Source organism: Paenibacillus sp. EB106-06-01-XG199 (genome assembly GCF_058791575.1).
The window spans coordinates 233,258-256,973 of sequence record NZ_JBYTDQ010000007.1; the positions used below are offsets into that span (position 1 = coordinate 233,258).

Below are 23,716 nucleotides of genomic sequence, written 5' to 3' on the forward strand. Positions count from 1 at the left end.
TAGTCCCACAATATGGAATCTAAAGAGCTTACTTTTTCATACTATTTTCATGTTTTTTCACATAATTTTCAAGCTATACAAGTTGAACTTAAATTTACCGAGCCGGCATAAAACGCAACTGCGGTGAATGTTTGGACTTCCGGCCGCTGTTGTCTACAGATTTCTTGAATTTATTCCGCTGCTTTTGCCTCTTGGTAGTTCTTTAGTTCAACTGATATAGCTTCAGGACTCCTATGACATTCATTCCGATTTAGGTGCCTGCAGCGCCCTGATGCTGTTCAGCACAGCAAGTACGGTTACACCCACATCCGAGAATACTGCCTCCCACATTGTAGCAATCCCGAATGCACCCAGCAGCAGAAAGACCGCCTTGACCGCCAGGGCAAAAATTATATTCTGCCATACAATGCTCCGCGTCCGCTTGGCTATTCCGATGGCTGCCGCAATCTTCGACGGTTCGTCGGTCATAATGACAATATCCGCCGCTTCAATCGCTGCATCCGAGCCAAGTCCGCCCATTGCAATGCCCACGTCTGCCCTCGCCAGCACAGGGGTATCGTTGATTCCGTCGCCGACAAAAATAATTTTCTCCCGCTGTGACTTTTCCTTCTCTAATCTTTCGACAGCTTCTACTTTATGCTGCGGCAGAAGCTCGGCATAAATTTCATCAATTCCCAGCTGGCGCCCGACAGCCTCCGCTACCGACGAAGCGTCACCTGTCAGCATGACCGTCTTGCGGATGCCCAGCGCCTTCAGTTTGCGGATCGCCTGAAGGGAGTCGTCCTTCACTTCATCAGATATAACCAGATATCCTGCATATTGTTCATCAACAGCGATATGAACGATTGTTCCGCTCACCTCAGGAGTCCGGCTGGAGATCCCCTCGCGCTCCATGAGCCGGGCATTTCCGGCGAGTACTGCCCTGCCTTCTACAGTAACGGCTATCCCATGACCGGAAATTTCATTGTAATCAGCAATAGCTTCACCCGGAATATCTGAGCCGTAAGCCGACCGGATGGATTCCGCAATAGGATGGGGCGAATGACTCTCCGCATAAGCGGCAAGCCGCAGCAGCTCGCTCTCGGCAATACCTTCCGTTGGAAAGATGCCAGTAACTTTGAACTGCCCTTTTGTCAGCGTTCCCGTCTTATCGAACACAACAATCTTCACATCATTCAGTGCCTCAAGATAATTGCTGCCTTTAACCAGAATGCCATTCCGGGAAGCCGCTCCAATGCCGCCGAAGAAGCCAAGCGGAATGGAGACAACCAGCGCGCAGGGGCAGGAAATGACGAGGAAGACAAGCGCCCGGTAGATCCAATCCGAGAAGGTGGCCCCACTGATAAACAGTGGCGGCAGTACTGCCAGCAGCAGAGCTGTAATGACTACAACCGGAGTGTAGGCCCGGGCAAATTTCGTAATGAAATTCTCTGTTTTCGCCTTGTTGCTGGAAGCATTCTGCACCAGTTCAAGAATTTTGGATACCGCTGATTCTCCGAAGGTTTGAGTGACCTGAACGGTAATCACACCGTTGCGGTTGATAAAGCCGCTTAGCACCTGAGCGCCCGGCTCAGCCGAGCGTGGCACCGATTCTCCGGTAAGTGCGGACGTATCCATCATTGCACTGCCCTCGAGGATTGTTCCGTCAAGCGGCACCTTCTCACCCGGCTTGATAACAATGATGTCTCCAACGGCTACTTCCTCCGGCGATACTTTTCTCAGCTGCTCCCCTTCCTTAAGAAAGGCAAATTCCGGACGGATATCCATCAGCGCTGTAATGGAGCGGCGGGAACGGTTAACTGCCAGGCCCTGGAAGAGTTCGCCGACCTGATAAAAGAGCATGACAGCAACGCCTTCCGGGTACTCGCCGATGGCGAAAGCTCCGATCGTCGCCAGTGCCATCAGGAAATTCTCATCGAACACTTGGCCGCGGACAATATTCCTTGCGGCTGACCAGACGACCTCGCCGCCGACAATAAAATAAGCAGCCAGGAAAATCAGCAGCTCCGTGAATCCGCTGACCGGCAGGAACATTCCGGCTGCCGCTAGAATTCCGCCGGCGCCCAGCCGCAGTAGGATTTTGCGCGTATCCCCTTCCCCATGCTCATGGCTATGGGAGTGGCCATGAGCTTCATCATGTGCATGATCATGATTATGGGCTTCATCACTGCCATGAGTGTGACTATGTCCGTGGCCCTCCCCCTGCCTTCCACCGGCAGTTTGAACCTCCTTCAGCTTCACATGCGGCTCAAGAGTAGTTACTGTCCGCTTTGCCTCTTCGGATACCGTGTCCGCATAAGCTGCGGCAGTCTCCAGTGTCATCATCTTCATGGTGAAATTTACGGAGCAGGATGACACTCCTTCAATCTTTTTCACCTTGTTCTCAATTTTCATGGCGCAATTTGCGCAATCCAGACCTTCGAGCACCCACTGACGTCTTACGTTTCCCTCCACCGCATTCAAATCACTCATCTCCCTTGGAAAAATCTATATATGAGTATCTGTTCATATGTTTACTTACACATATTATATTCTCCCTAAACTTGCAGTGTCAATGCAGATTCCGTATACTTCACCACTTTTTTTAAAATGATAAGAAGATCACAATTGTTTCCAAAAGGGACTTGTAATTCAGCTCAGTTGCGAATACTATTAACATATGAGCAATCATTCATATGTTATTTTAGGAAGGGGTACCTGTATGACAAATCATCAACACAACGATAGCCACCATAAGCATGAACATCAGGAGCAGGAGCACGGACACCATCATTCGGAACATAATCATTCCGGCCATTCTCATTCTCATTCTCATTCCCACTCTCACGCCCCCGATAACCTCAAAGGCCTATTAATCGCTCTGATCATTACCGGAAGCATCATGCTGCTGGAGTTCTTCGGCGGCCTGGTTACGGGCAGCTTAGCCCTCCTGTCAGACTCCGGCCATATGCTGGGCGATACGGTTTCGCTGGCCTTAAGTCTTGTCGCCATGATCTTTGCTGTAAAGCCCCCTTCTCTGAAAAATTCTTACGGCTACTACAGATTTGAGATTATGGCAGCCTTATTCAACGGAGTTACGCTGTTTATCATTGCCGGATTTATTATATGGGAAGCGTACCAGCGGTTCTTCTCACCCCCGGAGGTAGCAAGCGGTACAATGATGATCATTGCGGCAGTCGGACTGCTGGCTAACCTGGTCAGTGCATGGTCTTTAATGCGAAAAAGCAATGTGCAAGAGAACATCAATGTCCGCAGTGCCTATCTTCATATCGTTAGTGATGCATTAGGCTCGGTCGGAGCTCTGCTTGCCGGGTTAATCATGAAATTGTTCTCCTGGTATATTGCAGATCCAATCATCAGCGTGCTTGTAGCACTGCTCATCCTGAGAGGAGCCTGGGGCGTAATTAAACAGGCATTCCATATTTTAATGGAAGGAACTCCGCTTAACGTGAATACCCGTGATGTACAAGAAGCGCTGCTGCGCATTGACGGAGTCATCGAGGTTCATGACCTGCATATCTGGACCATTACCTCAGGGCTGGATGCGCTTAGCGGCCATCTGCTGATTCAGGACCCTAAGGATCATCAGCGTGTTCTCCAGGAGGCCACCAGTCTCGTGGAAGAAACTTTCGGCATTCATCATTCGACACTGCAAATTGAGGACTCCTCCATGAAGCACAGAAGCTTGAAGGTATAACGTGCGCTAGGACGGTGAAATCTCCTGACGCAAACAAAAGAAACCGTCCTTGCGCTAAAGCTAGCGCAGGACGGTTTTGTGTTTACAGCTGAGTTCTCATGAAAATCTATTCATGTCTGATATGCTCATGCGTCTGCAGAAAAATCTGTTCCACATGCGCATCGTTTAGTGAATAATAGACCGTCTTGCCTTCCTTGCGGCGCTTTACGATCCGCAGATTGCGCAAATAGCGGAGCTGATGGGATACGGCCGATTGCCCCATGTCGAGGATAACCGACAAATCGTGCACACACAGCTCTCTCTGCGACAAAGCGTAAATGAGCCGTACCCGGGTCGGGTCGCCCAGTGCTTTGAACATTTCCGCCATTTTATCCGTTGTTCCGCGGTCCGGCAGAATCAGCGCCATAGATTCCGGTTCCAGCTCCGAACCATTGCATGTGTTGTCGCATTCTTCAAGTGCCTCAGGCTCCATGCTCTCGCCCTCCTCTAATATGCTTATCCGGTGTTACTGGTTGTTAATAGTATCTTCTACGATTAATTATAGAAAAAACTTCACCGGATGTCCATGAGAAGGATTCAGCACTGCATGCAGCATAGAGATATTATACCGCTTTGCGCAAGAAGTGGAGCAGGCCTCCCGCCAAAAAGAGAACCAGGCTTCCTGTAACTACCAGCATCAAACTCTCCATCGGCAAATTAAAAGCTCCGAACTTATCTTCACCGTAAGGAGACATGGCCAGCAGCGGCTGCACCCAGGGATAATATGGGCCGTAGGTGGCTGAATTGGAGATGAGCATATTCGGTAAAGTCAGGCTTACATTCAGTGCCAGCGGTGCGCCGAAGCTGCTCCAGCCCTGGGATACTGCCAATTGCAGCGCGGCCAGCGGCAGGCAGGCGAACCAGCCGCCGAAGAGGCTGGTGAGAAGCAGCTGCCAAGGCACAGCACCTTCCGCACCGCGATATATCCCCATGCTTACCACCATAACTATAAACAGCAGCTGCACGGCGGCCAGCATTCCCATTATCAGTGTGAATTTAGCCAGGTACACAGAACTTCGTGTTACAGGCAGGGACAACAACTGCTTCCAGCCACCGTCGGTATGCTCGGAACGGCAGATTAAAGCCGCAAATATGCCGGCGAGCACGGGAAGGAACAACATTGAATGCATTAGCGACATTACACTCAGCAGCACCTGCCAGGTGATCTGCCCATCATCCTTCATATCGGCTAGCCCTCCGATAGGCAGCGCGACAGCCGGACTGAGCAAAATAAGCAGCCAGATATGAGATTTGGACATTTTCAGCTTCTCAGCCGATAGAACTCTCCAAAAGGTTCTCATCCTAGTCCACATCCTTTCGCGCAAAATGTATGGATCCCGGCAGCAGAATCAGCAAGCCAAGCAGCAAGCCTGCTCCGCTGAACAGCCAGGGCCGGGGAGCGCTCCAGGCTAGGGCCGGCCAGCTCAGGGGAACCCATTCCGACAGAAACAAGGAGAAGATGCTTAGCAGCGACAAGGTAATTCCCACCGACACCGGAAACGTCTGATTGCGGCTGGACAGGGAGAACCACAGCTGCAGTGAGATCACCGGGAGTGCTGCAGCATAAGAAGCAAAGCCGATTTGCAGCACCTTCGCATAAGGGATTGGCTGCGACTGGAACCCGAGGATCACTCCCAAGCCCACCGTACCCGCCGCCAGCAGCAGACAGGAGATAGTAAGCAGCAGCAGGCAGAGCAGCAGCTTGGCCATAAAGACAGAGGTCCGGGAAATCGGCAACGCCAGGAGCTGCTTCCACGAGCTCATTTGGTGCTCCACGTTGGCCATCATCGAACAGATCAGCGTGCCCCCCAGATAAAGAGCCACCGGAACGAAGTCAGCCACATTGCTGAGCAGCCCGCCCCATAAATCGGCATGATATTGCTGGGTCAGATAATCGTAACGTAGCCCAAAGTTCAGCCCCTGCATGGCAAGCAGGCCGATGGGGCCAAGGAAGACCAGAAACCACAGCCCTTTGCCGCGGATTTTGAGCCAGTCAGCCGACAGCGCCCGCCACATCATGATGCGCCTCCCTCAACAACCTGCAGGAAGAATTCCTCCAGTGATTGTCTGCGTTCTTCCACCCTGTAGATTGCATGTCCATCCTCGACCAGTTCTTTAATCAGGAGCGCCACTCTGGCATCGCTCATCCGCGGCAGCACGAGCCGCCCTTCCTGCATTTCACCGCCGCAGCCTCTTCGCAAGGCGAGCGCCAGTGCTGCTTCCGGCTCGGATACGGCAAGCCGGAGGTCTCCTGCCGCCTGCTGCTGCAGATGGACAATGGAGTCCTGATAAACCATCTTGCCCTGGCGGATAATGCCGACCGTATCCGCCATCTGTTCAATTTCGCTCAGCAGGTGACTGGACACAAGCACGGTAATTCCCTGCTCTTCCGGAAGCCGCTTGATCAGCGAGCGGATCTCCTGTATACCTGACGGATCAAGTCCGTTGGTCGGCTCATCAAGGATCAGCAGCTCCGGACTCCCGAGCAGTGCGGCAGCAATACCCAGCCGCTGCTTCATGCCCAGCGAGAAGCCCTTCACAGGCCGCTTTTCTTCTCCTGTCAGCGAGACAATATCCAGCACCTCGGCGATCCGCTGCTTAGGCACATTAAGAATCCGGCGGATCGCCTCCAGATTGTCCAGTGCACTCAAATGCCCGTAATATGACGGGGACTCCACAAGCGACCCCACTTTGCGCAGAATCTGCAGCTTGTTTTTACGGAGCTCCTGGCCGAATACCTTGATTTGCCCCGATGTCGGCTTGATCAGCCCCAGCAGCATGCGGATAGTCGTTGTTTTGCCTGCGCCGTTGGGTCCAAGAAAGCCGTAAATTTCACCTTTACCAATATTCAGGTTCAAACGCTCCACCGCAGCCCGGCCGCGGTATTCCTTCAGTAAATCCTTTGTTTCAATCACAGTTTCTTTCATTCTCGTTCACCTCGGTAACTAGCATAACGTCCCAAGGTTAAAAGAGCGGCGGCAGCAAGTTTAAATTTCGTTTAAATTTTATCCCGGCGCTGAGAAATGACAATAGAGGTACCCTGCTCACTGCTGTCGACCGTCCATTCCAGCTCCATCCGCTTAAGCAGCAGCTCTACAATAGACAAACCAAGTCCTGCCCCTTTGGAGTCAGAGTTGCTCATCATTCCCTTGCCATGGTCCGAGACGATAATCACAGGGCGGCTGTCCCGGACTTCCAGCGCAATGCCTACATATAGTCCGCAGCGGGCATGGCGCAGGATATTCTGAAACAGGTTGTCCAGAATCCGGCGGAACCAGCTCTCGTCTATAGTCCAGTATAGAGGTTCACCCTCCAGGTCAATATCAACCTGGAACCCTTCCTTCTCCCAAAGCGGATACCAGGCGGCGGCACTTTCGCGCAGCAGCCGCAGCACGTCCCTGCGCTCCAGCTTCAGCGTTATCTTTCCGCTGCTGAGCAGATTATAAGAGAGCAGATTCTCGATCAGCACGCTGAGCCCGGCAATCCGTTCATCCATCAGCTCCAGCGATTCCTGCCCGCGCGGCGATAGGCTTTCCTTGCCCAGCACATGGAGATGAGTACGGATTACGGTGAGGGGAGTCCGCAAATCATGCGACAGATCGGAAACCAGGCGCTTGCGCAGCCCCTCCTCTTCCGCCTCTCTAGACCGGCTGGCAGTAAGCTCAGTCACCATCGTATTAAAGGCCTCCTCCAGACGGCCAATCTCATCCGTTCTGCCGCCAGAAGTAACGGGCTTCGGAATTCCGGCCCCGCCCGTGAAACTCATCGCCGTCTGCAGGCGCAGCAGCCGGGTCCGGATCCCTATGAAGAACAGCAGCGACACCACAATGAAGCCGGCAAAAAACAAAACCAGAACGATTAAATACCACGAGCTTAGCCCATCAATACTTTCTTCATCCCTCAATGCATCCGGAATTTGCATCACCATAAAACCTTCTCCGGCTTCCGCACGGTCTCCTACAAAGGCGACAATGGCGAGCGGATTAAGCTCTGTGCTCTTTTTCATAAAGGCAACCGCCTCTGCAGCACTCCACTGCGCGGGCAAAGCATCACCCTTTACCTGCTTCTGCAGCTCGGGATCTTCCGGCATAAGGCTTAGCCTGGTTTTCCCGTGGCTGTCTACCCAGAACATCCCGGCCAAAGGATACTCACTGCTGAGTTGCCGCATCCGCTCATTGATCGCCTCCGGCGGTTTGCCCAGCAGATCCAGCGCTTCCTGATGCCACATGGTCTCCAGCTTGGTGATTCTGGAGTAAGGGGCATACTCATCAGGCGGACCTTCCCGGGTCCATGCGCTGAATAGGCCGTATCCGACAAAGGTTGCCGTCATCATGACAGGCAGGAACAGCAGCGCTGCAATAATGATCAGCAGGTAGCGGGAAAGCAGCGAACTGCGCAGTTTATACAAGCGCCTAATGGCCCTCATGCTCTCACCCGGTAGCCGATTCCCCGGACCGTCTCTATAATCTCGGGTGCAGCCGGGTCAAGCTCCAGCTTCTCGCGCAAATACCGGATATGTACCATCAGTGTCTTGTCCCCCTCTATGTAAGCCTCACCCCAGACGGCTTCATAGATCTGTTCCTTGGTCAGAATCTGCCCAAGATGGCGGAGCAGGTAGGAGAATATCTGAAACTGCTTGCCGGTTAACAGGATTTCTTTGCCGCTTGCCGCTTCTTGAATAAGGTGTTCCCCTTCATGGACGATCAGATGCTTAATCCTTATCGGTGCAGGTGCCGCAGCACCGCTCCTTCTCAGCAGGACTTCAATCCGTGCGACCAGCTCATCCGGGTGAAACGGCTTGGTTAAATAATCATCGGCAAATTCCAGCCCCTGGAGCTTATCGTCGATGGAGGTGCGGGCGGAGAGCATCAGAATTGGCAGCCCCGGATACGTCCGCTTCAGCCGCTGCCCAACGGTGAAGCCGTCAAGACCGGGCAGCATGACATCGAGAATGGCTAACTGACAGCCGGCAGCCGCCTCCACTGCCCCTTCACCGCTCTCCAGCCAGCGGACGGCATACTGGCGTTCCCGAAGATCGGCGGAAACCGCACTGCCAATCTCCCTGTCATCTTCAACATATAACAATGTAACGCTCATTTAGCTTTCAATTCCTTTCTCGGTGGAAATGGCAGGACATCATAAAAACCCGAAGGCGGCGGATTACCGTCTGCGCTTCGGGGAGGGTATAGGTTGTATTGATTAGCACCAAAGGAACCGGACCGGTAACATTATCGAGTACGTCTAAATTTCAAATTTTCAGCCCTCTAATTGTAACATGATTTACCATAAGCCAGCTATCCTCCGGACGGCAAAAAGCCATCTATAAACCGTAGGGTTTACGATGGCCAGCTGTTTCATATCTTAGGTTTATTTGCCGTTAACTGCGGCCGCAGGCTGCCAAACGCCATGCTCTTCGTTTTTGCCGACATACTCTATCCGTGCCGGTGTAAGCTCCAGAATGACATAGTCAGGATCATCCGGTCCTTTGAACCATTTCTCCAGTGATTGGTCCCATACTTTGGCCCGTAAGCCTTCATCCCTGGTAACGGCGACTGTTGCTTCGATCTCCAGCACATCCTTGCCGCCGCCCTTTTCATATCCAAGCAGCAAAAAAGCATGCGGATTATCCTTCAGCTCTTCTACCTTATGCGTCTTCCGGTTGGTAGCGAGGTAAATGTTTAACCCCTCATGAAATACTGCCATATAACGCACCTTAGGTTTGTTGCCGGCTTCTATCGTGCCGAAGGAACCGAACTTATTGTCATCCAGCGCTTTGATGATATTTTGCTCCAGCTCATTGTTATCCATTGACGAAACAGCTCCTTTCCAATATGTGTGCTTATTATAGTGTACCCGTCCGGTTCAGAATGAATCCGGGGCAAAATCATGAACTCACTTATGCTTTTCTCCCGCCCTGGGGCTGGGTGTATGTCATCGCCGTGGCTGCAGACGCTGGCCATTATTGCAGGAATCCTATTTTCACTCAGCTTGGCAGCCTGGAAATTAGGGTAATATAGAAGATGTCAAAATCCTGTGCATAAGGGTGGAATCGTTAATGACTGAGCATTTCTCCGAACACACCGAACCTACACTACATACCGTTCTGCTGCAGTTTATTTTCCCCTTCTCCATCAAGGACGGTGAGGACAAGAGCCTGGCCCGGCAGCTTGGGCTTGACGGCTTCACCCGATTTTTTCTCAACAACAAAGAGCTGGAGGATGCTTATTACGGCGAAGGCTACTGCGTATCCCATGAGAAAATGGAGCGGAGCTATCTGCCGTTCGCAGCCCATGTCTTATTCCCGCGGGACAAGGATAAAGAAGATTCCTTCCGCCGGTTTTCCCGGGTAAACAATCTGGCCTGCAGGCTGGAAATGACACAGCAATCCGTAAACTTCCGGGTACTCTCGACGGATGTATTCATTTGTCCGTTTCAGCTTGGATTTCTGACCGTAAGAGTCCGCATCGAGGAAGAGAACCTGCCCTTCAGCACAGCGCTGGAATTCGCCGACCGTTTCCGCACACTCGAGGATGTCTCCTACCAGGACAAACATACCTATATCCATTACCAGGACAAAACCTTCGATCAGGTGGAGGATTTTGTGTTCAGGAATCTGGCCGATGGCCTGCAGCCGTTTATGGACCAATCGGAAATTGACGGGGCCTATTTTGAGACACTTCCCTTCTTCGTAGACGAACGAATGCTGGTCCAAGCCTTTTATGGCTTCAACCGGCAGGAGGATGCAGACGAGATCAGCGTGGAGCTGCGTTACCGCGCCTCCCAGCTGGATGGGCTGAATCTGTACGGAAAACCCTATATCAGCGCCAGCGATCCCGAGTATATCGAAGAGTACTGCCAGGCACATTCGTACAACCGCTGGGGGCCGGATACCTACTATATGACCAACGAGCAGACTTTCTGCTGCCTGAGCCGGGCCGAACCGGAGGTAGCCACTCCACTGGTCAATCAGATGTACGGGCAGTATTACTACGGGCTGCTCCTTAGTATTTTCCACAAAATCGTCCTGTTGAAGCTTTCCAATCTCCACTCCCGGCTGCGTATCAACCACGATTATGATCAAATTGAGAATCTGATCTTCCTGATTAACAAGTTTTCGGCCAAGTTTTATTTTCTGGAGCTGATTTCACAGTCGCAGGGCCGGGAGATCTTCATCCAGCTGCGCAAAGTATACGGCAATGATGCCCTCTTTGATGAAGTCAAAATGACCCTGAACGACCTGTTCCAGTACCAGGAGAAATTCCAGGCTAAACGCCGGGATACGCTGCTGATGATTCTGACTGTCTTTACAGTGGTGAGCGGCATCTACGGGATGAACCAGGTTATTGAAGACTTGAAGGGACGCATTGAATGGAGCAAAATGCTGGAATACTCTCCTTTTGAATATTTGGCACTGCTGCTCACCTTCACCGGGATCCTCGTCAGCATCCTCCTGACGCTGAAAGAGCTGTGGAACGGAATCCGCAGCCGCCGCAGAAAAAGATTTTATACCAAGGATTGATAAGCTTCCGGAAACTATCATGAGCGCCGGGGCGGAACCGGGGAAGCTGCTGCTGCCGGAGCTGCACGGAACGAAATTTCCGCCGAACAGGAAGTTCTTTCCCGCGAGACGGCCAGTGAATTGATCGGCTGCGTGCAGCAGATGGGCGAACCGGACCGCAGCCTGTTTCTGCGCAGATATTTCCTCTATGAGAGCCTTGATCAGCTTGCGCAAACCTTCAGTCTCAGTAAAAAGGCAGTCGAAAGCCGCTTATACCGTTGCCGGACGCTGCTCAAGCAGGCGCTAGGCCTGTCTGAGAGTCAGGGAAAGGAGGCGCAACATGGCCAAAGACATGAAAATTGAGGAACAGCGCCTGTTCGGAATGATTGATTCTATGAACTTCAGTGATGCGGAACTTGCCTTAGGTGTACTGCCGGAGATTAACCAAGGTCCGCACCTGGCAGACGAAGAGGAGACAGCTTCGCTCGCCCGCATCAAAGCACGTACACTTGCCCGTCTGGAGCCTGAAGCCGCTGTCCACACCGTCCGTTCCTTCGCCCGGAGATCCCGGAGGCGGAATATCTTCGCGGCCGCAGCAGCGGTAATACTCATTGCTGCCGGTATGCTCGCCTTCTCTCCTGAGGTACAGGCCGGGTTAAGAAAGGCGCTGAGTTTCCTTCCTGGCTTCGGCACCGTCGTGGAGAACAGCCCCGGTGACCGGATCTATGTGCTGGGCAAATCCTATGATATTGCTCTGGGGGACGGAAGTCTGACCGTAGATGCCGTTCTCCTGCAAGAGCTTGGCGGGAGTATTACGCTTCGCGGCCGGAAAGTCCCTGAAGTCAGCGAATTTGAGGCAAATATCGGCGGCAACCGCTATACTTTCACCTCTTACATGCGTTCGTCCTCGGAGAGTGAGTGGTACGGCAGCTACAGTTCAACTCAACCGCTGCAACTGAAGAAGAATAATCTTCTAACCCTGCATCTGGTCGGCACAACCGTTGGTCCGTTACAGCTCACCGCTCCGAAGACAGCTGAGGAGCTCGGGGAACTCGGCGCAAGCGATATACAGCAGGATGTGCGGATTACTGCTTTTCCGGTGGACCTTGGCGGCGGGCTTGTCCGTGTCCAGTTATTGCCCACTCTGACGGCGGAATCCGGGCTGACTGTCCATGCTTACGGACTGGAGCCGCTGGTCCCTGGATCAGGTCTCTATATAGAGAACGCAGCAGGAGAAAAGGCGGCACTGGAGCAGCCTGAATCCATGTCCTATCCTTCCGACTTCCGGTTTCATGAGACTGCCGGGGCGGGCGCTTGGCCTTATACGGTCTTCATTCCTTATATTGAAGTTTCAGATCATGACGCTGTATCTGCAGAAGTAGAGATTCCGCTGCCTGATATCGGCCAGGAGCAAATGCTCCACACACGCGCGGAAATCGCGGGCTTTCCGGTAGAGTTCACCCGCATTGAACGTACCGGCGAGACGGCTGCCAGCGTCGATGTGAATGTGAATTTCAATGCCGCAAAGCTGCGGACGCTGAAGCATTTTCTTATTCGCTATCCGGGGCAGGCGGACAACAGCTCGTTCTCTTGGGTGAATACGGACCAGACCTACGGCGTGATGAAGACCCTCCATTTAGAAACAAAACCCGGGGAGGATAAGCTGCGTTTTAAGCTGTCCGAGCCGCATTTTCTGCTCAAAGGGCCGTGGCGCCTGCCGCTGAAGCTTGATAGCTAAGCAGAGTTGCTACTGGACAACTATGGAGCAGGCGTCTATAATACACCGTAAGAACACAGCAATACCTATAACTTCATAGTACCAGGGGTGCTGGAATTGGCCGGCTGAGATTGTATCCCACAAGATACTGACCCTTATACCTGATCTGGATAATGCCAGCGTAGGAATCGTCAATCGCTTACGGCCGTTTATGGCCCAAGCCACAACCTTGCGCAAGTAACTGGTGTCCCGATTCTCGGGGCACCTTTTTTGTATGGGACTATTCAGAATTTGGAAGACTAGGGTTGCTGGAAGGAGAGAAGAAGAGAAATGGGAGTCACAAAAGTATTAAAGCTCAGCCTCACCTGCATGCTGGTCTTTGCCATTGCCGGATGCGGCAATAGCAATGGGAACTCCGGGGGGAATGCGGCAGAGACTGCCGGGAACAGCACCGCTGCTCCTGAAACCACTGCCGGGGCAGCAACGGACGCTCCGAAGGAGCTGACCAAGGTCAAGGTCGCGCTGGACTGGACGCCGAATACGAATCATACCGGGCTTTATGCGGCAAAAGAGCTGGGCTATTACGAAGAGGAAGGGCTGGATGTTGAAATCGTGCAGCCGGGCGCTGCCGGTTCCGACACGATGGTTACCTCGGGCGAAGCCGCTTTTGGCATCAGTGCCCAAGAGGCACTGACGCTGGCCCGCCTGCAGAAGGTGCCGCTTGTGTCCATCGCCGCTATCATTCAGCATAATACCTCCGGGTTCGCTGCACCGAAAAACCGCAATATTAAGACACCGAAGGATTTCGAAGGCAAAACCTACGGCGGCTGGGGTTCCCCTGCCGAAGAAGCGGCCATGAAAGCCATTATGGACCCCGAAGGCGGAGATGTGAAAAAGGTGAAGCTGGTGAACATCGGTGAAGCGGACTTCTTCACCGCCGTGAAACGCGACATTGATTTTGCCTGGATCTTCTATGCCTGGACCGGGATTGAAGCGGAGCTGCGCGGAGAACCGCTCGACATGCTCTACCTCAAGGATTATGCACCCCAGCTCGATTACTACACGCCGGTACTGACTACGAGCGAGAAGGAAATTGCCGAACATCCGGAGCTGGTGAAGGCTTTCCTTAAGGCTACCTCGAAAGGTTATCAATACGCCATTGATCAGCCGGAGGAAGCCGCAGCCATTCTTTCCAAAGCTGTTCCTGAGCTGGACCCCAAGCTGGTCCTGGCCAGCCAGAAATGGCTCAGCCCGAAATACAAGGATGATGCCGTCCGCTGGGGCGAGCAGAAGAGCGAGGTCTGGCAGGATTACGCCGACTGGATGTATGGCCTGAAGCTGCTCGATCAGCCGCTGGATGTTCCAAGCACATTTACGAATGAGTTTTTGCCAGCTAACTGATTAAGGATGAAGTGATTTAAACTGAGAGGATTGATATATTGTGGCCAATACATTGCTAAGCATTCAGGTAATTCCCAAAACTCCGAACAACGAGGATTCGATTCCTTACGTGGACAAAGCCATCGAAGTGATTCAGAAATCCGGTGTAAAACATCAGGTTAACCCGCTGGAGACCACGATGGAGGGCGACATCACCGAGCTGCTTGAGGTTGTGCGCCAGATGCATGAAGCGCTGATTGCCGCAGGCAGTCCGAGCGTCATCTCCCAGATCAAAATCGCCCATAACCCGAATGGAATCAGCATGGACAAACTGACGGAGAAATACCGGCCGTGAGATCGTATTGGAAACAGATTTGGCCGCCCCTTGTGGCGGTCGTCTTTTTTCTGGGGTTATGGCAAGTTTCGGTATCCCTGTTCCATATCGAGTCATGGATCCTTCCCAGCCCAAGCGATATCGCCCGGGAAACCTCGGGCAATGCTTCCGGCATTTGGGCACATACAGCGGCTACGCTGCGCCTTACCCTGATCGGCTTCCCCATCGGCACAGGCGTGGGTCTTATTGTTGCCCTGCTGCTGCATCTGCTGCCTTGGCTCAAGAGAGCTCTCTACCCGCTGCTCATTCTCAGTCAGAATGTGCCCTCGATTGCGCTCGCGCCGCTGCTGATTATCTGGTTCGGCTTCGGGCTGCTGCCGAAGGTTGTCCTGATTACACTTGTCTGCTTCTTCCCGGTTTCAGTCGCCGCCATGGGCGGCCTGATGCAAAGCGACCGGACCATGCTGAACTATATGAAGATGGCCGGCGCGAACAAATGGCAGATCTTCACCAAGCTGGAGCTTCCGGGCTCCCTGCCCGCCCTGTTCTCGGGGCTTAAAATTTCGGCCACCTACGCCGTAATGGGCGCTGTTGTCGCGGAATGGATCGGAGCTGACAAGGGCATCGGCTACTACATGCTGCTGCAAAAATCCGCTTACCGCACAGACCGCGTATTCGTCGCCATTGCCATCATCGTGCTGCTCAGTCTTGTGCTGTTCGCACTTATCGCGCTGCTGGAGAAATGGCTGGTGCGCTGGAAGCCGCGCAAAAGTTCCTAGAAAAGGAGGATGGCCGACAATGCCGCATATTACAGATAACCCGCCATCCGGCACTGAAGCAGCCGGCATTCCTGAAGCCAGGACCTTACCGCCTGCACTTGAGGTAAAAGGAATCTCCAAAACCTTCACCCACCGCCGCCGCGAAACCCGCGTGCTGGATAACGTATCCCTTACAGTGCGGCCGCAGGAATTCGTCTCGATTGTCGGACCCTCAGGCTGCGGAAAAAGCACTTTATTCCATATTATCGGGGGCCTGGAGCTGCCGGATGCCGGAACGGTAAGCATGAACGGCAACCTTGTTACAGGGCAGCGCGGAGAGATCAGCTACATGCCGCAGCAGCCCGCGCTGTTCCCTTGGCGAAGCATCGAGGACAACGTCCTGCTCGCCGGTGAGCTTAAGGGCGCGCCGCAGGCTGCGGCGCGGGAAACCGCCCGCCACTGGCTGGCCAAGGTCGGCCTTGGCGGCTTCGAGCGGGCCTACCCGCATATGCTGTCGGGCGGCATGCAGCAGCGGGCTGCCTTCCTGCGGGCGCTGCTCGCGCCGCAGGAGCTGATGCTGCTGGACGAGCCGTTCAGCGCGCTGGATGCGCTGACGCGCAGCGAAATGCAGCGCTGGCTGCTGGAGCTGTGGGAGGAGAACCGCCGCTCCGTGCTGTTCATCACCCACAACATCGAAGAAGCGCTGCTGCTCTCCAGCCGCATCTATGTGTTCTCTGGACGTCCCGGCTCCGTCCTGCATACGGTCGATGTCCCGTTTCCCCGGCCGCGCCGTGAGGAAATCGCCGATTCGCCGGAATTCCTCCAGCTCAAGCGCCAGCTGTCACAGTGGATGCGGGAAGAGCAGGCGAAGAGTTCCAAGTAGTCTTAAGCGATATCCGCTTAACAGCCTCTACAAAAGACCAGCCGCCCTATGAACCGGACGGCTGGTCTTATTAATATGTAGTTATTTCAAGATAACGGCACACGAATGCGCACTGATTCAGCAGCGCAGGGCTCAGCAACACAAACAAAAGGAAACTTGTCCGCTAATTTTATATAAAACCCACTTAATATTGATTTAGAGGGAATTACTACCTGTATTATTCAGTAATTAGGCCATTTTTCCATTTCTCAAGGAATTACCGGTAGTAAATCCCTCTGATTACCCATCATTCTGTCGGTGGCATAATTAGCGGGACCCTTTCCCTTTAAGCTATAGGCATACATCGGCTCCACAAAGAGACTAATAGCCCCCTTCCCGCCGCTCCATATAGCATTCAGCCTTATCACAATTTATCCGTACATAACCAGTAACAATCCACCTGTAGCACGCCCGCCACAGCATTCGGGAATATCAAGAGATAATAAACGCCTAGATCCAGCCCTTCTCCTCAGCCAGCCGTACGGCTTCGATCCGGCTTTTCACTTCCAGCTTACCCAGAATTTCCGAGATGTAATTGCGGACTGTGCCATACGAGAGGTGCAAACTCCCGGCAATTTCACCAGCCGTCTGCCCTGCACCGGCCAGCCGCAGAATCTCCCGTTCACGGGAGGACAGCGGATTCTCTTCCCGCAGGCTGCCGAAGACCAGTTCCGGAGAGACCTCACGGTGTCCTTCCATGACGCGCCGGATCGCATCCGCCAGCTTGTCGACCGGCTCGTCCTTCAGCAGATAGCCCTGAATCCCGGCCTTCACGCCCCGTTCGAAATAGCCCGGCCGGGCAAAGGTCGTCAGGATAATGATCTTCGTCCGGCAGCCTTTGGCTTTCAGCAGCTCCGCAACCTCCAGCCCGCTCTTCAGCGGCATTTCGATGTCCATAAGACACACGTCCGGCTCCAGCCGCCCGATCAGCGCAAGGGCCTCTGCCCCGTCACCGGCCTCTCCGAGAACCTCAATGTCCTCCTCCAGGTCAAGCAGCGAGGCCATCGCCCCGCGCAGCAAACGCTGATCCTCGGCGATTACAATGCCTATCATGCCAATTCCCCCTCCTTATGTTCCTTGATAATCCTCGGAATTACTACAGATAATGCTGTCCCCTTGCCCGGATTGGAGCTAAATGTCATGGAGCCGTCAACGAGCGATAACCGCTCGGCCATCCCTTTCATTCCGTTGCCTTCGCGGCGTTCACGGCCTGCTCCATCAGGAGTGAGGCCGATTCCGTTATCCTCAACGGTGATCCGCACCGCCCCCTCCGTCAGTGCAATTCCGATTCGGCAACGGGTGGCTTGGCTATGCTTCACTATATTTGTCACCGCCTCCTTGATGCAGAGGCTAAGGATATTCTGTGTCAGGTCAGGCACGTCCTCCAGCGACACCTTCCCCTGCACTTCAAGGGCGATCTCCGCAGCCCGCAGCATTTTCCCGGCCTCTGCCAGTTCCTCGGCTACGGTAACTGCCCGCATCTCCGAGACCAGCTCGCGAACCTGGCGCAGTGCCGCACGCGAGGTGCGCTGAATCTCCCTGGCTTCGGCCTGCGCGCGCTCCGGGTCCTTGGCGACAAGCCTCTCGATTAGCTGGCTTTTCAGCGTAATCAGCGACAGGGTATGGCCCATCGTATCATGCAGGTCCCGGGCAATCCGCATCCGCTCTTCGCGTTTGATTAGCTCCTCGATGACTTCATTAGCCTGATCCAGCTGTTTCTCCAGTATTTTCCTACGCCCTAGAGATTTTATCCCAAACGGAGAGACCAGCATGATAATTAAAAAAGGAAAAAAGAACAGCAGGTCATATGGATTCATCCCCCATGCCGCTATAACCAGTGGTATCAGAATCACGCCGCAAAAAACTACATAAGCTATCTTAAACTCTCTCTTGCCGGCATACCAGCCGACAAAGTTGGAAGAGAAAAAGCCCATGAAAAAATTAACCGGGTTGTAGCATAGGCTCAGCACCACAATCAGCAGCATTTGCAGCCCCAGCCAGTAGTTAAAGGCTTTGTCACCGGCCCAGTATAACTGGCGGTATGTCACGGCGAAGAGCAGCAGCAGAGCTGCTCCAATGATCAGCTTCAGGCCCCGCTCCTCCTGCAGATTAAAGGCCGGAAGCAACAAATAGAACATCCATACAAAAGGGAAAAAACCGTATTTTTGCGGGAACAACCGAAACTTCCTGCCTGACAACATGCATTACACCGCTTCCTGTTTTTTTCGAATATACAGCGATAGTAACATAAATATTGCCAGATAGCCGAGCAAAATCAGCACACCGCTCCACTGTGGATGGCCTCCGCGTACAATCTCCCACGCCCCGTTTCCATAATTATAAGAAGGCAGCCAGCGGCCGATCCGCTGCATCAGCTCCGGAAGAATATCCAGCGGCATCCACATGCCGCCGGCGAGCGCCAGTCCCATATAGAGCACATTGCTGACACCGCTTGCCGTGTCTACCCGTTTCATAAAGCCGACAAGTGTGCCCAGTGCCAGAAAAGGCAGGGAGGCGACAACAATCCATAATCCGCTGAACAGCCACTGCCCTGGAGTCAGGGACACCCCGTTCATCACATAACCAGCGGCAAATATGCATACCACGGAGAAAAGCTGCATCATCATCTGAGCGAACATTTTGCCGGTGAAATAGACATAGGACGGCAGCGGAGTAATGCGGATAAAGGTGTTCCAGCCCTGGGTCCGCTCCTGCACAAGCCGGATGCCAAGCGTCATTATCGCTGACCCCATTACACTGAACGCCGCCATCGACATCAGATAATGAGCCTGCCAGAGGGCAGCGTCGTCCATGCCTGTATTCACCACTTTAGTGAAGATGAAATAGAACATGATCGGCATGACCAGCGACCAGAACACATAATAAGGATTGCGTAAGATCCGCAGCAGCTCGGACTTGCATTGGTTGATCATTATTTTCATGGCTTGACGCCCTCCTCCGGTTGAATCGTCAATTGCTCAAAGGCCTCATCCAGCCGGCCCTGATCGATGCGGACATCCTTCACTTCAAGCCCGCCGGTAAAAATTGCACGGAGCGCCTCGTCCGTATTCTCTGTCGTGACCACAATCCGGCCGTCCTTATCGTACATTTCCTCGACCGCCGCCAATTGCCGCAGCCGTCCGCGCAGCTCTTCAGGATCGCTTGCTGCCAGAAAGGACAGCGATTGCCGCACAATTCTCCCCTTAATCTCATCCGGGCTGCCGTCCGCCACCAGCGCGCCTCGGCTGAACAGCAGAATCCGGTCGGCAATATCCTCGGCCTCCTGCAGATAGTGGGTCGTGAAGAGGATCGTCTTTCCTCCAGCGGCCAGTCCGCGTACCCTGTCCCAGAAATGCCGCCGCGCTGTAATATCCATCCCAACCGTAGGTTCGTCAAAGAACAGCAGATCGGGATTGCCCGCCAGGGCCAGGGCGAAATTCAGACTGCGCCGCTGGCCGCCGGAGAGCTTCTCGGCATACCGCTGCAGATCGGCCTTGGCCAGGCCCGTCGCCTGCAGCAGAACCTCCATAGCCATGGGCTGCGGGTAATAGCTGCGGATCAGAGCGATGATCTCCCGGACCTTCAGCCGGTCCATTACGCTTACTTCCTGCAGCATGGCCCCCGTTTTTTCCCGGACCAGCCGGCTTCCGGGCGGAAGCCCGAACACCTTTATACTGCCTTCCGTCTGCTCCTTCAGTCCAAGCAGCATGGATAACACGGTTGTTTTCCCCGCCCCGTTAGGCCCCAGAATCGCAGTAACCGACCCCCTGCTGATCTTGAAGCTAATGCCGTCCACCGCTTTTTTGCCGTGAAATATCTTGCTTACCCCATCCATTTCGATCACGTTGTCTATACCGTCCATGTCCGTTCCCCCCGTATCTTAAGCCCTGATCTATATTTCTATGGTATAAAAAATGGGGAAATGAGATCAGTATGGACTGTCATTCCTTTGAGATGACAACTGTCACCTGGCTCTAAACGCATAGCAAAAAGCCCCGGCACCAAACGGCAAGCATTTGGCATGAGGCTCTTTGGATCGCTTCAAGAAGCTTATAACCATGCTATTTTTGCATGAATCCCTTTTCCTGCAGAAATTCCTTCATATGCATGCGGGCCGGCTCCGCGAAACGTTTAGCCATCATAGCGGACCAGGGTGCATCACTCTGTCCGCCCGTCCGCTCACGCATATATGCACTCGACACTTCGTCATAAGCTGCAACCTGCCCGGCAGTTTTGGCCTTGTCATAGCCGTTCCGGTGCAGTACAGCTTCCAGCGGAAGACGCGGACGAAGTCCGGAGGCCCCGGCAGGATAGCCGAGACACATGCCGAATACCGGATAGACCCGTTCAGGAAGATTCAGCAGCTCCGACAATTCGGCGATATTGTTGCGGACTCCGCCGATGTAGACGATGCCCATGCCTAGCGATTCTGCAGCAATGGCAGCGTTCTGCGCCGCAAGTGCTGCGTCAACGGTCGCAACAATGAAATTTTCAGTGGAATCGAAGGATTCGGCTGATTGCAAATAGGGTGCCGTTGTTTCATGCAGCCGGTACAGATCGGCACACCAGACCAGAAAGACCGGACACTGCTCGATATAAGCTTGATTGCCCGAGAGAGCGGCAAGCTGTGCTTTAAGCCCGGGCTCAGTGACTGCGATGACACTATAGGCCTGAACATTGCTGGAGGTCGAGGCCATCTGGCCTGCGCCGATGATGGCAGCAAGCTGTTCTTCACTTACCGGCTTGTCCAGGTACTGGCGGACGGAGACATGCTGGTTTAATAATTCAAGGGTTTCGTTATTCGGTTTCATGATCTGTTCGCCTCTCTTTTCTCCTTATTAGCCACAAACAAATGAATATAGGCCACACTCTTACCATCCGCCCCCGCGTTTCACTTCTTCGACAATGGCCTTGACGCCTTCGTCGATCTGGTCCAGCCGGGCGCGTGAAATGCTGATCCGCATAAACTTCTCCCGGTTCCCGTAACCGGTCATATAGAATCCCTTGCCTGATACGACGCTGATCTTTCTCTGCGCAAGCCGCTTGACCACACGATCCAAATTCACTGTCTCCGGCAGCTTATACTGCATGTAGATCCCGGAGCTGTCCGAAGACACTTCAATCAGACCTTCCGTATTGTGCTGCTGGAGTGCCTCATACATTGCACTGATTCTTTCGGCATACAGAGCTTTTATTTTGTGCTTGTGATGCTCATACATGCCATTCCTGATATACACCTCAAGAGCTGCCTGGGACAATAATGAATTGTCCGTGTATCCTTTATACGCGCAGAATGTCTTAAACAGGGTTTCCGGCACAACAGCCGCACCCAGCCGGAGGCCCGGAAAAATGATTTTGGAATAGCTTTTCAAATAAATAACATGTGAAGTCTGGTCATACGCATAAATAGGATCAAAGCGCCGTTCTGCACCCAGGTCTGCCATATAATCATCCTCAACGATGTACACATCGTATTTGCCGGCCAACCGGGCAATGGCTTTCCGTTCCTCCGTACTGAGAGAGGTTCCGAGCGGATTATGATATCTGGGCATGGTATAAAAGAATTTGATCCCCCCGGCTCTGAACCTCTCCTCCAGCTCCCGCAGATCAATACCGGCTGCCGAACGGGTAATCCCGCTCACCGGCATCCCCTCAGCCTCCAAATAACGCAGGTACAGATCGTATCCGGGCTGTTCAACAAGGATTTCTGTCCCGCCATTCGGAAATGGCATCTTGGCCAGTACCTCCAGCGCCTGCTGGGTTCCCGAAGTGATGATAATCTGCCCCACTTTGGCAAAGACCTGATATTCCGCCAGATGGGGCACAAGGGTCTGGCGCAGCGTACCCAGTCCCAGCGTATCTCCATAGGTGAACAAGTGGTATTTGTGCCTGTCAATCGCTTTATTGAGACAATGCTGGAAATCCAAATATGGAAACACATTCAGATCGGGCGAGGCCGAGGCAAAATCAATCGTCTCCCCGCCCCTGGCAGGTCCCGCATCTTCAGACCTTTCAACCATGTAGTATCCGCTCTGCGGAATAGAATAAATCGCATGTTGTCTTTCCAGCTCCCCGTATGCCCGCAGAATAGTGCTGATGCTGCAGCCGTAGAAATCTGCACTGCTACGCACAGAGGGCAGTTTTTGCCCCGGGCTGTATTGCCCCTCTCTGATCCGGTTTTCCATATCGGACAAGACCGAAAGATACTTTTTCATAATGCGCCTCCTGAATGGCCTTCTACACTAAGTAAGTTCATGTTACCACTATTCGTCTCTATTCATTATATAGCAATCAACAAACTGTATCGGTACAGTCATAGAAAAACAGTATTGTTCGCGCAGGCATTTCCCTTTAATTTTAAAGTAACAGATAAGACGTTTAGACGATCCTGTCCTGTTAACGAAAAGGAGATGCTACTATGCCGCAAAAAGGACTCAAGCTGGCTTATATATTTGCCGTGCTTAACGCAGTTATTATCGGATTCTCATTCTTATTCACCAAAGTAGCGCTCGGTCATGCCGGACCGCTCGATACGTTAACCTACCGCTTCGCGGCTTCGTTTATAGTGATGTCGATCCCGGTTGCCTTCGGCTGGGTCAAAATATCCTACAGCGGCAAGCCGATTGGTAAAGCACTGCTGCTGGCAGCCATGTACCCGCTCGGATTCTTCACCCTTCAGGTATTCGGACTCCAGCATGCCAGCTCTGCCGAGGGAGGAATTCTCTATTCTTTCACCCCGGTTGTGACGATGATCATCGCCTCTATATTCTTGAAAGAGCGCACGACGCTTCTGCAGAAGCTGTGTATCTTCCTGTCCGTATTCGGCGTTGTGTTCATCTTTGTCATGAAAGGGAGCAGTATTAATCTGTCCAACATGACCGGGATTGTGTTGTTATTCCTGACCTGTCTGGCCTTTGCCGGATACAGCGTACTGGCCCGGTCACTCTCCAAGCATTTCAGCCCCGCTGAACTCAGCTATTTGATGATGGGAATTGGCTTCGCCACATTCCTGATCATTTCGCTTACCGGACATGTGTCCAGCGGCACGCTTGGCGATTTCTTCAAACCGCTCGGCAGCAGCACCTTTATCTTGTCTACCCTTTACTTGGGTATTATAGCGTCGCTCGTCACCACCCTAACATCAACCTATATTTTGTCCAAAATCGAAGCTTCCCTTATGAGTGTGTTCACCAATCTCTCGACCATCGTCTCCATTGCGGCCGGGGCGATCTTTCTCGGGGAAAACATCACTGTGTATCACTGGATCGGATCGTTCCTGATTATTGCAGGGGTTATTGGCACCAACCGTCTGGGACGCAAGAAAGCCGCCGGGGCTTAATGCCCGGCGGCTTTTTTATCCGTTCTGCTCCA

The 23,716-nt window shown here is 53.1% G+C and carries 23 protein-coding genes and 1 riboswitch; of the genes, 9 read left to right on the forward strand and 14 right to left on the reverse strand.

The genetic code is table 11. The features are described from left to right. Window positions 1–240: 240 nt before the first annotated feature. Window positions 241–2,472 (reverse strand): heavy metal translocating P-type ATPase, encoded by a 2,232-nt coding sequence (locus AC3WT9_RS24320; protein WP_492407986.1) that lies wholly within the window; start codon window positions 2,470–2,472, stop codon window positions 241–243. Window positions 2,473–2,701: 229 nt separating this feature from the next. On the opposite strand from AC3WT9_RS24320, the gene AC3WT9_RS24325 reads away from it, so the two are divergent. Next, the gene (locus AC3WT9_RS24325; RefSeq protein WP_341377118.1) at window positions 2,702–3,697 is read left to right on the forward strand and encodes a cation diffusion facilitator family transporter; all 996 of its coding nucleotides are present in this window, start codon (window positions 2,702–2,704) and stop codon (window positions 3,695–3,697) included. A 106-nt stretch (window positions 3,698–3,803) separates the two neighbouring features. Here the strand turns inward: AC3WT9_RS24325 and AC3WT9_RS24330 are convergent, their stop codons facing one another. From AC3WT9_RS24330 to AC3WT9_RS24360, 7 genes are all read right to left on the reverse strand, one after another. Continuing rightward, window positions 3,804–4,169 carry an ArsR/SmtB family transcription factor gene (locus AC3WT9_RS24330; RefSeq protein ID WP_341089431.1) on the reverse strand — a complete coding sequence of 122 codons (366 nt, stop codon included), beginning with the start codon at window positions 4,167–4,169 and terminating at the stop codon, window positions 3,804–3,806. Between the two features lie 130 nt (window positions 4,170–4,299). Next, window positions 4,300–5,037, reverse strand: a complete 738-nt coding sequence (locus tag AC3WT9_RS24335) for an ABC transporter permease (RefSeq protein WP_341377117.1) — start codon at window positions 5,035–5,037, stop codon at window positions 4,300–4,302. 1 nt (window position 5,038) lies between these two features. Beyond that, window positions 5,039–5,755: an ABC transporter permease gene (locus tag AC3WT9_RS24340; RefSeq protein WP_341089429.1), complete on the reverse strand. Its 717-nt coding sequence runs from the start codon at window positions 5,753–5,755 to the stop codon at window positions 5,039–5,041. Further along, window positions 5,752–6,663 (reverse strand): ABC transporter ATP-binding protein, encoded by a 912-nt coding sequence (locus AC3WT9_RS24345; protein ID WP_341089428.1) that lies wholly within the window; start codon window positions 6,661–6,663, stop codon window positions 5,752–5,754. The genes AC3WT9_RS24340 and AC3WT9_RS24345 overlap by 4 nt, the downstream gene beginning before the upstream one ends. Window positions 6,664–6,734: 71 nt before the next feature. Beyond that, window positions 6,735–8,162: a sensor histidine kinase gene (locus AC3WT9_RS24350; RefSeq protein ID WP_341089427.1), complete on the reverse strand. Its 1,428-nt coding sequence runs from the start codon at window positions 8,160–8,162 to the stop codon at window positions 6,735–6,737. After that, window positions 8,159–8,833, reverse strand: a complete 675-nt coding sequence (locus tag AC3WT9_RS24355) for a response regulator transcription factor (RefSeq protein ID WP_341377116.1) — start codon at window positions 8,831–8,833, stop codon at window positions 8,159–8,161. The genes AC3WT9_RS24350 and AC3WT9_RS24355 overlap by 4 nt, the downstream gene beginning before the upstream one ends. A 270-nt stretch (window positions 8,834–9,103) precedes the next feature. Continuing rightward, the gene (locus AC3WT9_RS24360; protein WP_341089423.1) at window positions 9,104–9,544 is read right to left on the reverse strand and encodes a pyridoxamine 5'-phosphate oxidase family protein; all 441 of its coding nucleotides are present in this window, start codon (window positions 9,542–9,544) and stop codon (window positions 9,104–9,106) included. Window positions 9,545–9,791: 247 nt separating this feature from the next. On the opposite strand from AC3WT9_RS24360, the gene AC3WT9_RS24365 reads away from it, so the two are divergent. The 7 genes from AC3WT9_RS24365 (at window position 9,792) to AC3WT9_RS24395 (ending at window position 16,306) form a co-directional block, all read left to right on the forward strand. Then, complete coding sequence (locus AC3WT9_RS24365) at window positions 9,792–11,255, forward strand: hypothetical protein (protein WP_341377115.1); 1,464 nt, start codon at window positions 9,792–9,794, stop codon at window positions 11,253–11,255. A 120-nt stretch (window positions 11,256–11,375) separates the two neighbouring features. Next, the gene (locus AC3WT9_RS24370; RefSeq protein WP_341377113.1) at window positions 11,376–11,597 is read left to right on the forward strand and encodes a hypothetical protein; all 222 of its coding nucleotides are present in this window, start codon (window positions 11,376–11,378) and stop codon (window positions 11,595–11,597) included. Further along, window positions 11,575–12,972 (forward strand): hypothetical protein, encoded by a 1,398-nt coding sequence (locus tag AC3WT9_RS24375; protein ID WP_341377112.1) that lies wholly within the window; start codon window positions 11,575–11,577, stop codon window positions 12,970–12,972. The genes AC3WT9_RS24370 and AC3WT9_RS24375 overlap by 23 nt, the downstream gene beginning before the upstream one ends. A 73-nt stretch (window positions 12,973–13,045) precedes the next feature. Continuing rightward, a riboswitch (TPP riboswitch) is annotated at window positions 13,046–13,156 on the forward strand. A 125-nt stretch (window positions 13,157–13,281) separates the two neighbouring features. Next, on the forward strand, window positions 13,282–14,352 hold the full coding sequence (locus tag AC3WT9_RS24380) for an ABC transporter substrate-binding protein (protein ID WP_341377111.1): 1,071 nt from the start codon (window positions 13,282–13,284) through the stop codon (window positions 14,350–14,352). A 40-nt stretch (window positions 14,353–14,392) separates the two neighbouring features. Beyond that, window positions 14,393–14,686, forward strand: a complete 294-nt coding sequence (locus AC3WT9_RS24385; RefSeq protein WP_038585151.1) for a thiamine-binding protein — start codon at window positions 14,393–14,395, stop codon at window positions 14,684–14,686. Further along, the gene (locus AC3WT9_RS24390; protein ID WP_341089414.1) at window positions 14,683–15,444 is read left to right on the forward strand and encodes an ABC transporter permease; all 762 of its coding nucleotides are present in this window, start codon (window positions 14,683–14,685) and stop codon (window positions 15,442–15,444) included. Before AC3WT9_RS24385 ends, AC3WT9_RS24390 begins: the two co-directional genes overlap by 4 nt. A gap of 19 nt (window positions 15,445–15,463) precedes the next feature. Further along, the gene (locus tag AC3WT9_RS24395) at window positions 15,464–16,306 is read left to right on the forward strand and encodes an ABC transporter ATP-binding protein (protein WP_341377110.1); all 843 of its coding nucleotides are present in this window, start codon (window positions 15,464–15,466) and stop codon (window positions 16,304–16,306) included. 489 nt (window positions 16,307–16,795) lie between these two features. Here the strand turns inward: AC3WT9_RS24395 and AC3WT9_RS24400 are convergent, their stop codons facing one another. The 6 genes from AC3WT9_RS24400 to AC3WT9_RS24425 form a co-directional block, all read right to left on the reverse strand. Continuing rightward, on the reverse strand, window positions 16,796–17,398 hold the full coding sequence (locus AC3WT9_RS24400) for a response regulator transcription factor (RefSeq protein WP_341089410.1): 603 nt from the start codon (window positions 17,396–17,398) through the stop codon (window positions 16,796–16,798). Further along, window positions 17,395–18,522 (reverse strand): sensor histidine kinase, encoded by a 1,128-nt coding sequence (locus AC3WT9_RS24405; protein WP_492407987.1) that lies wholly within the window; start codon window positions 18,520–18,522, stop codon window positions 17,395–17,397. The genes AC3WT9_RS24400 and AC3WT9_RS24405 overlap by 4 nt, the downstream gene beginning before the upstream one ends. A 27-nt stretch (window positions 18,523–18,549) precedes the next feature. Then, window positions 18,550–19,287 (reverse strand): ABC transporter permease, encoded by a 738-nt coding sequence (locus AC3WT9_RS24410; RefSeq protein ID WP_341377108.1) that lies wholly within the window; start codon window positions 19,285–19,287, stop codon window positions 18,550–18,552. Beyond that, complete coding sequence (locus tag AC3WT9_RS24415) at window positions 19,284–20,198, reverse strand: ABC transporter ATP-binding protein (RefSeq protein WP_341097524.1); 915 nt, start codon at window positions 20,196–20,198, stop codon at window positions 19,284–19,286. Before AC3WT9_RS24415 ends, AC3WT9_RS24410 begins: the two co-directional genes overlap by 4 nt. A gap of 208 nt (window positions 20,199–20,406) precedes the next feature. Beyond that, the gene (gene nfsA, locus AC3WT9_RS24420; protein ID WP_341377107.1) at window positions 20,407–21,156 is read right to left on the reverse strand and encodes an oxygen-insensitive NADPH nitroreductase; all 750 of its coding nucleotides are present in this window, start codon (window positions 21,154–21,156) and stop codon (window positions 20,407–20,409) included. Window positions 21,157–21,216: 60 nt separating this feature from the next. Continuing rightward, a complete protein-coding gene (locus tag AC3WT9_RS24425; protein ID WP_341089403.1) occupies window positions 21,217–22,560 on the reverse strand; it encodes an aminotransferase-like domain-containing protein in 1,344 nt (447 codons plus the stop codon). Between the two features lie 203 nt (window positions 22,561–22,763). Here AC3WT9_RS24425 and AC3WT9_RS24430 point away from each other — a divergent pair, with 203 nt between their 5' ends. Next, window positions 22,764–23,684 (forward strand): DMT family transporter, encoded by a 921-nt coding sequence (locus AC3WT9_RS24430; protein WP_341377106.1) that lies wholly within the window; start codon window positions 22,764–22,766, stop codon window positions 23,682–23,684. Window positions 23,685–23,716 lie beyond the last annotated feature (32 nt).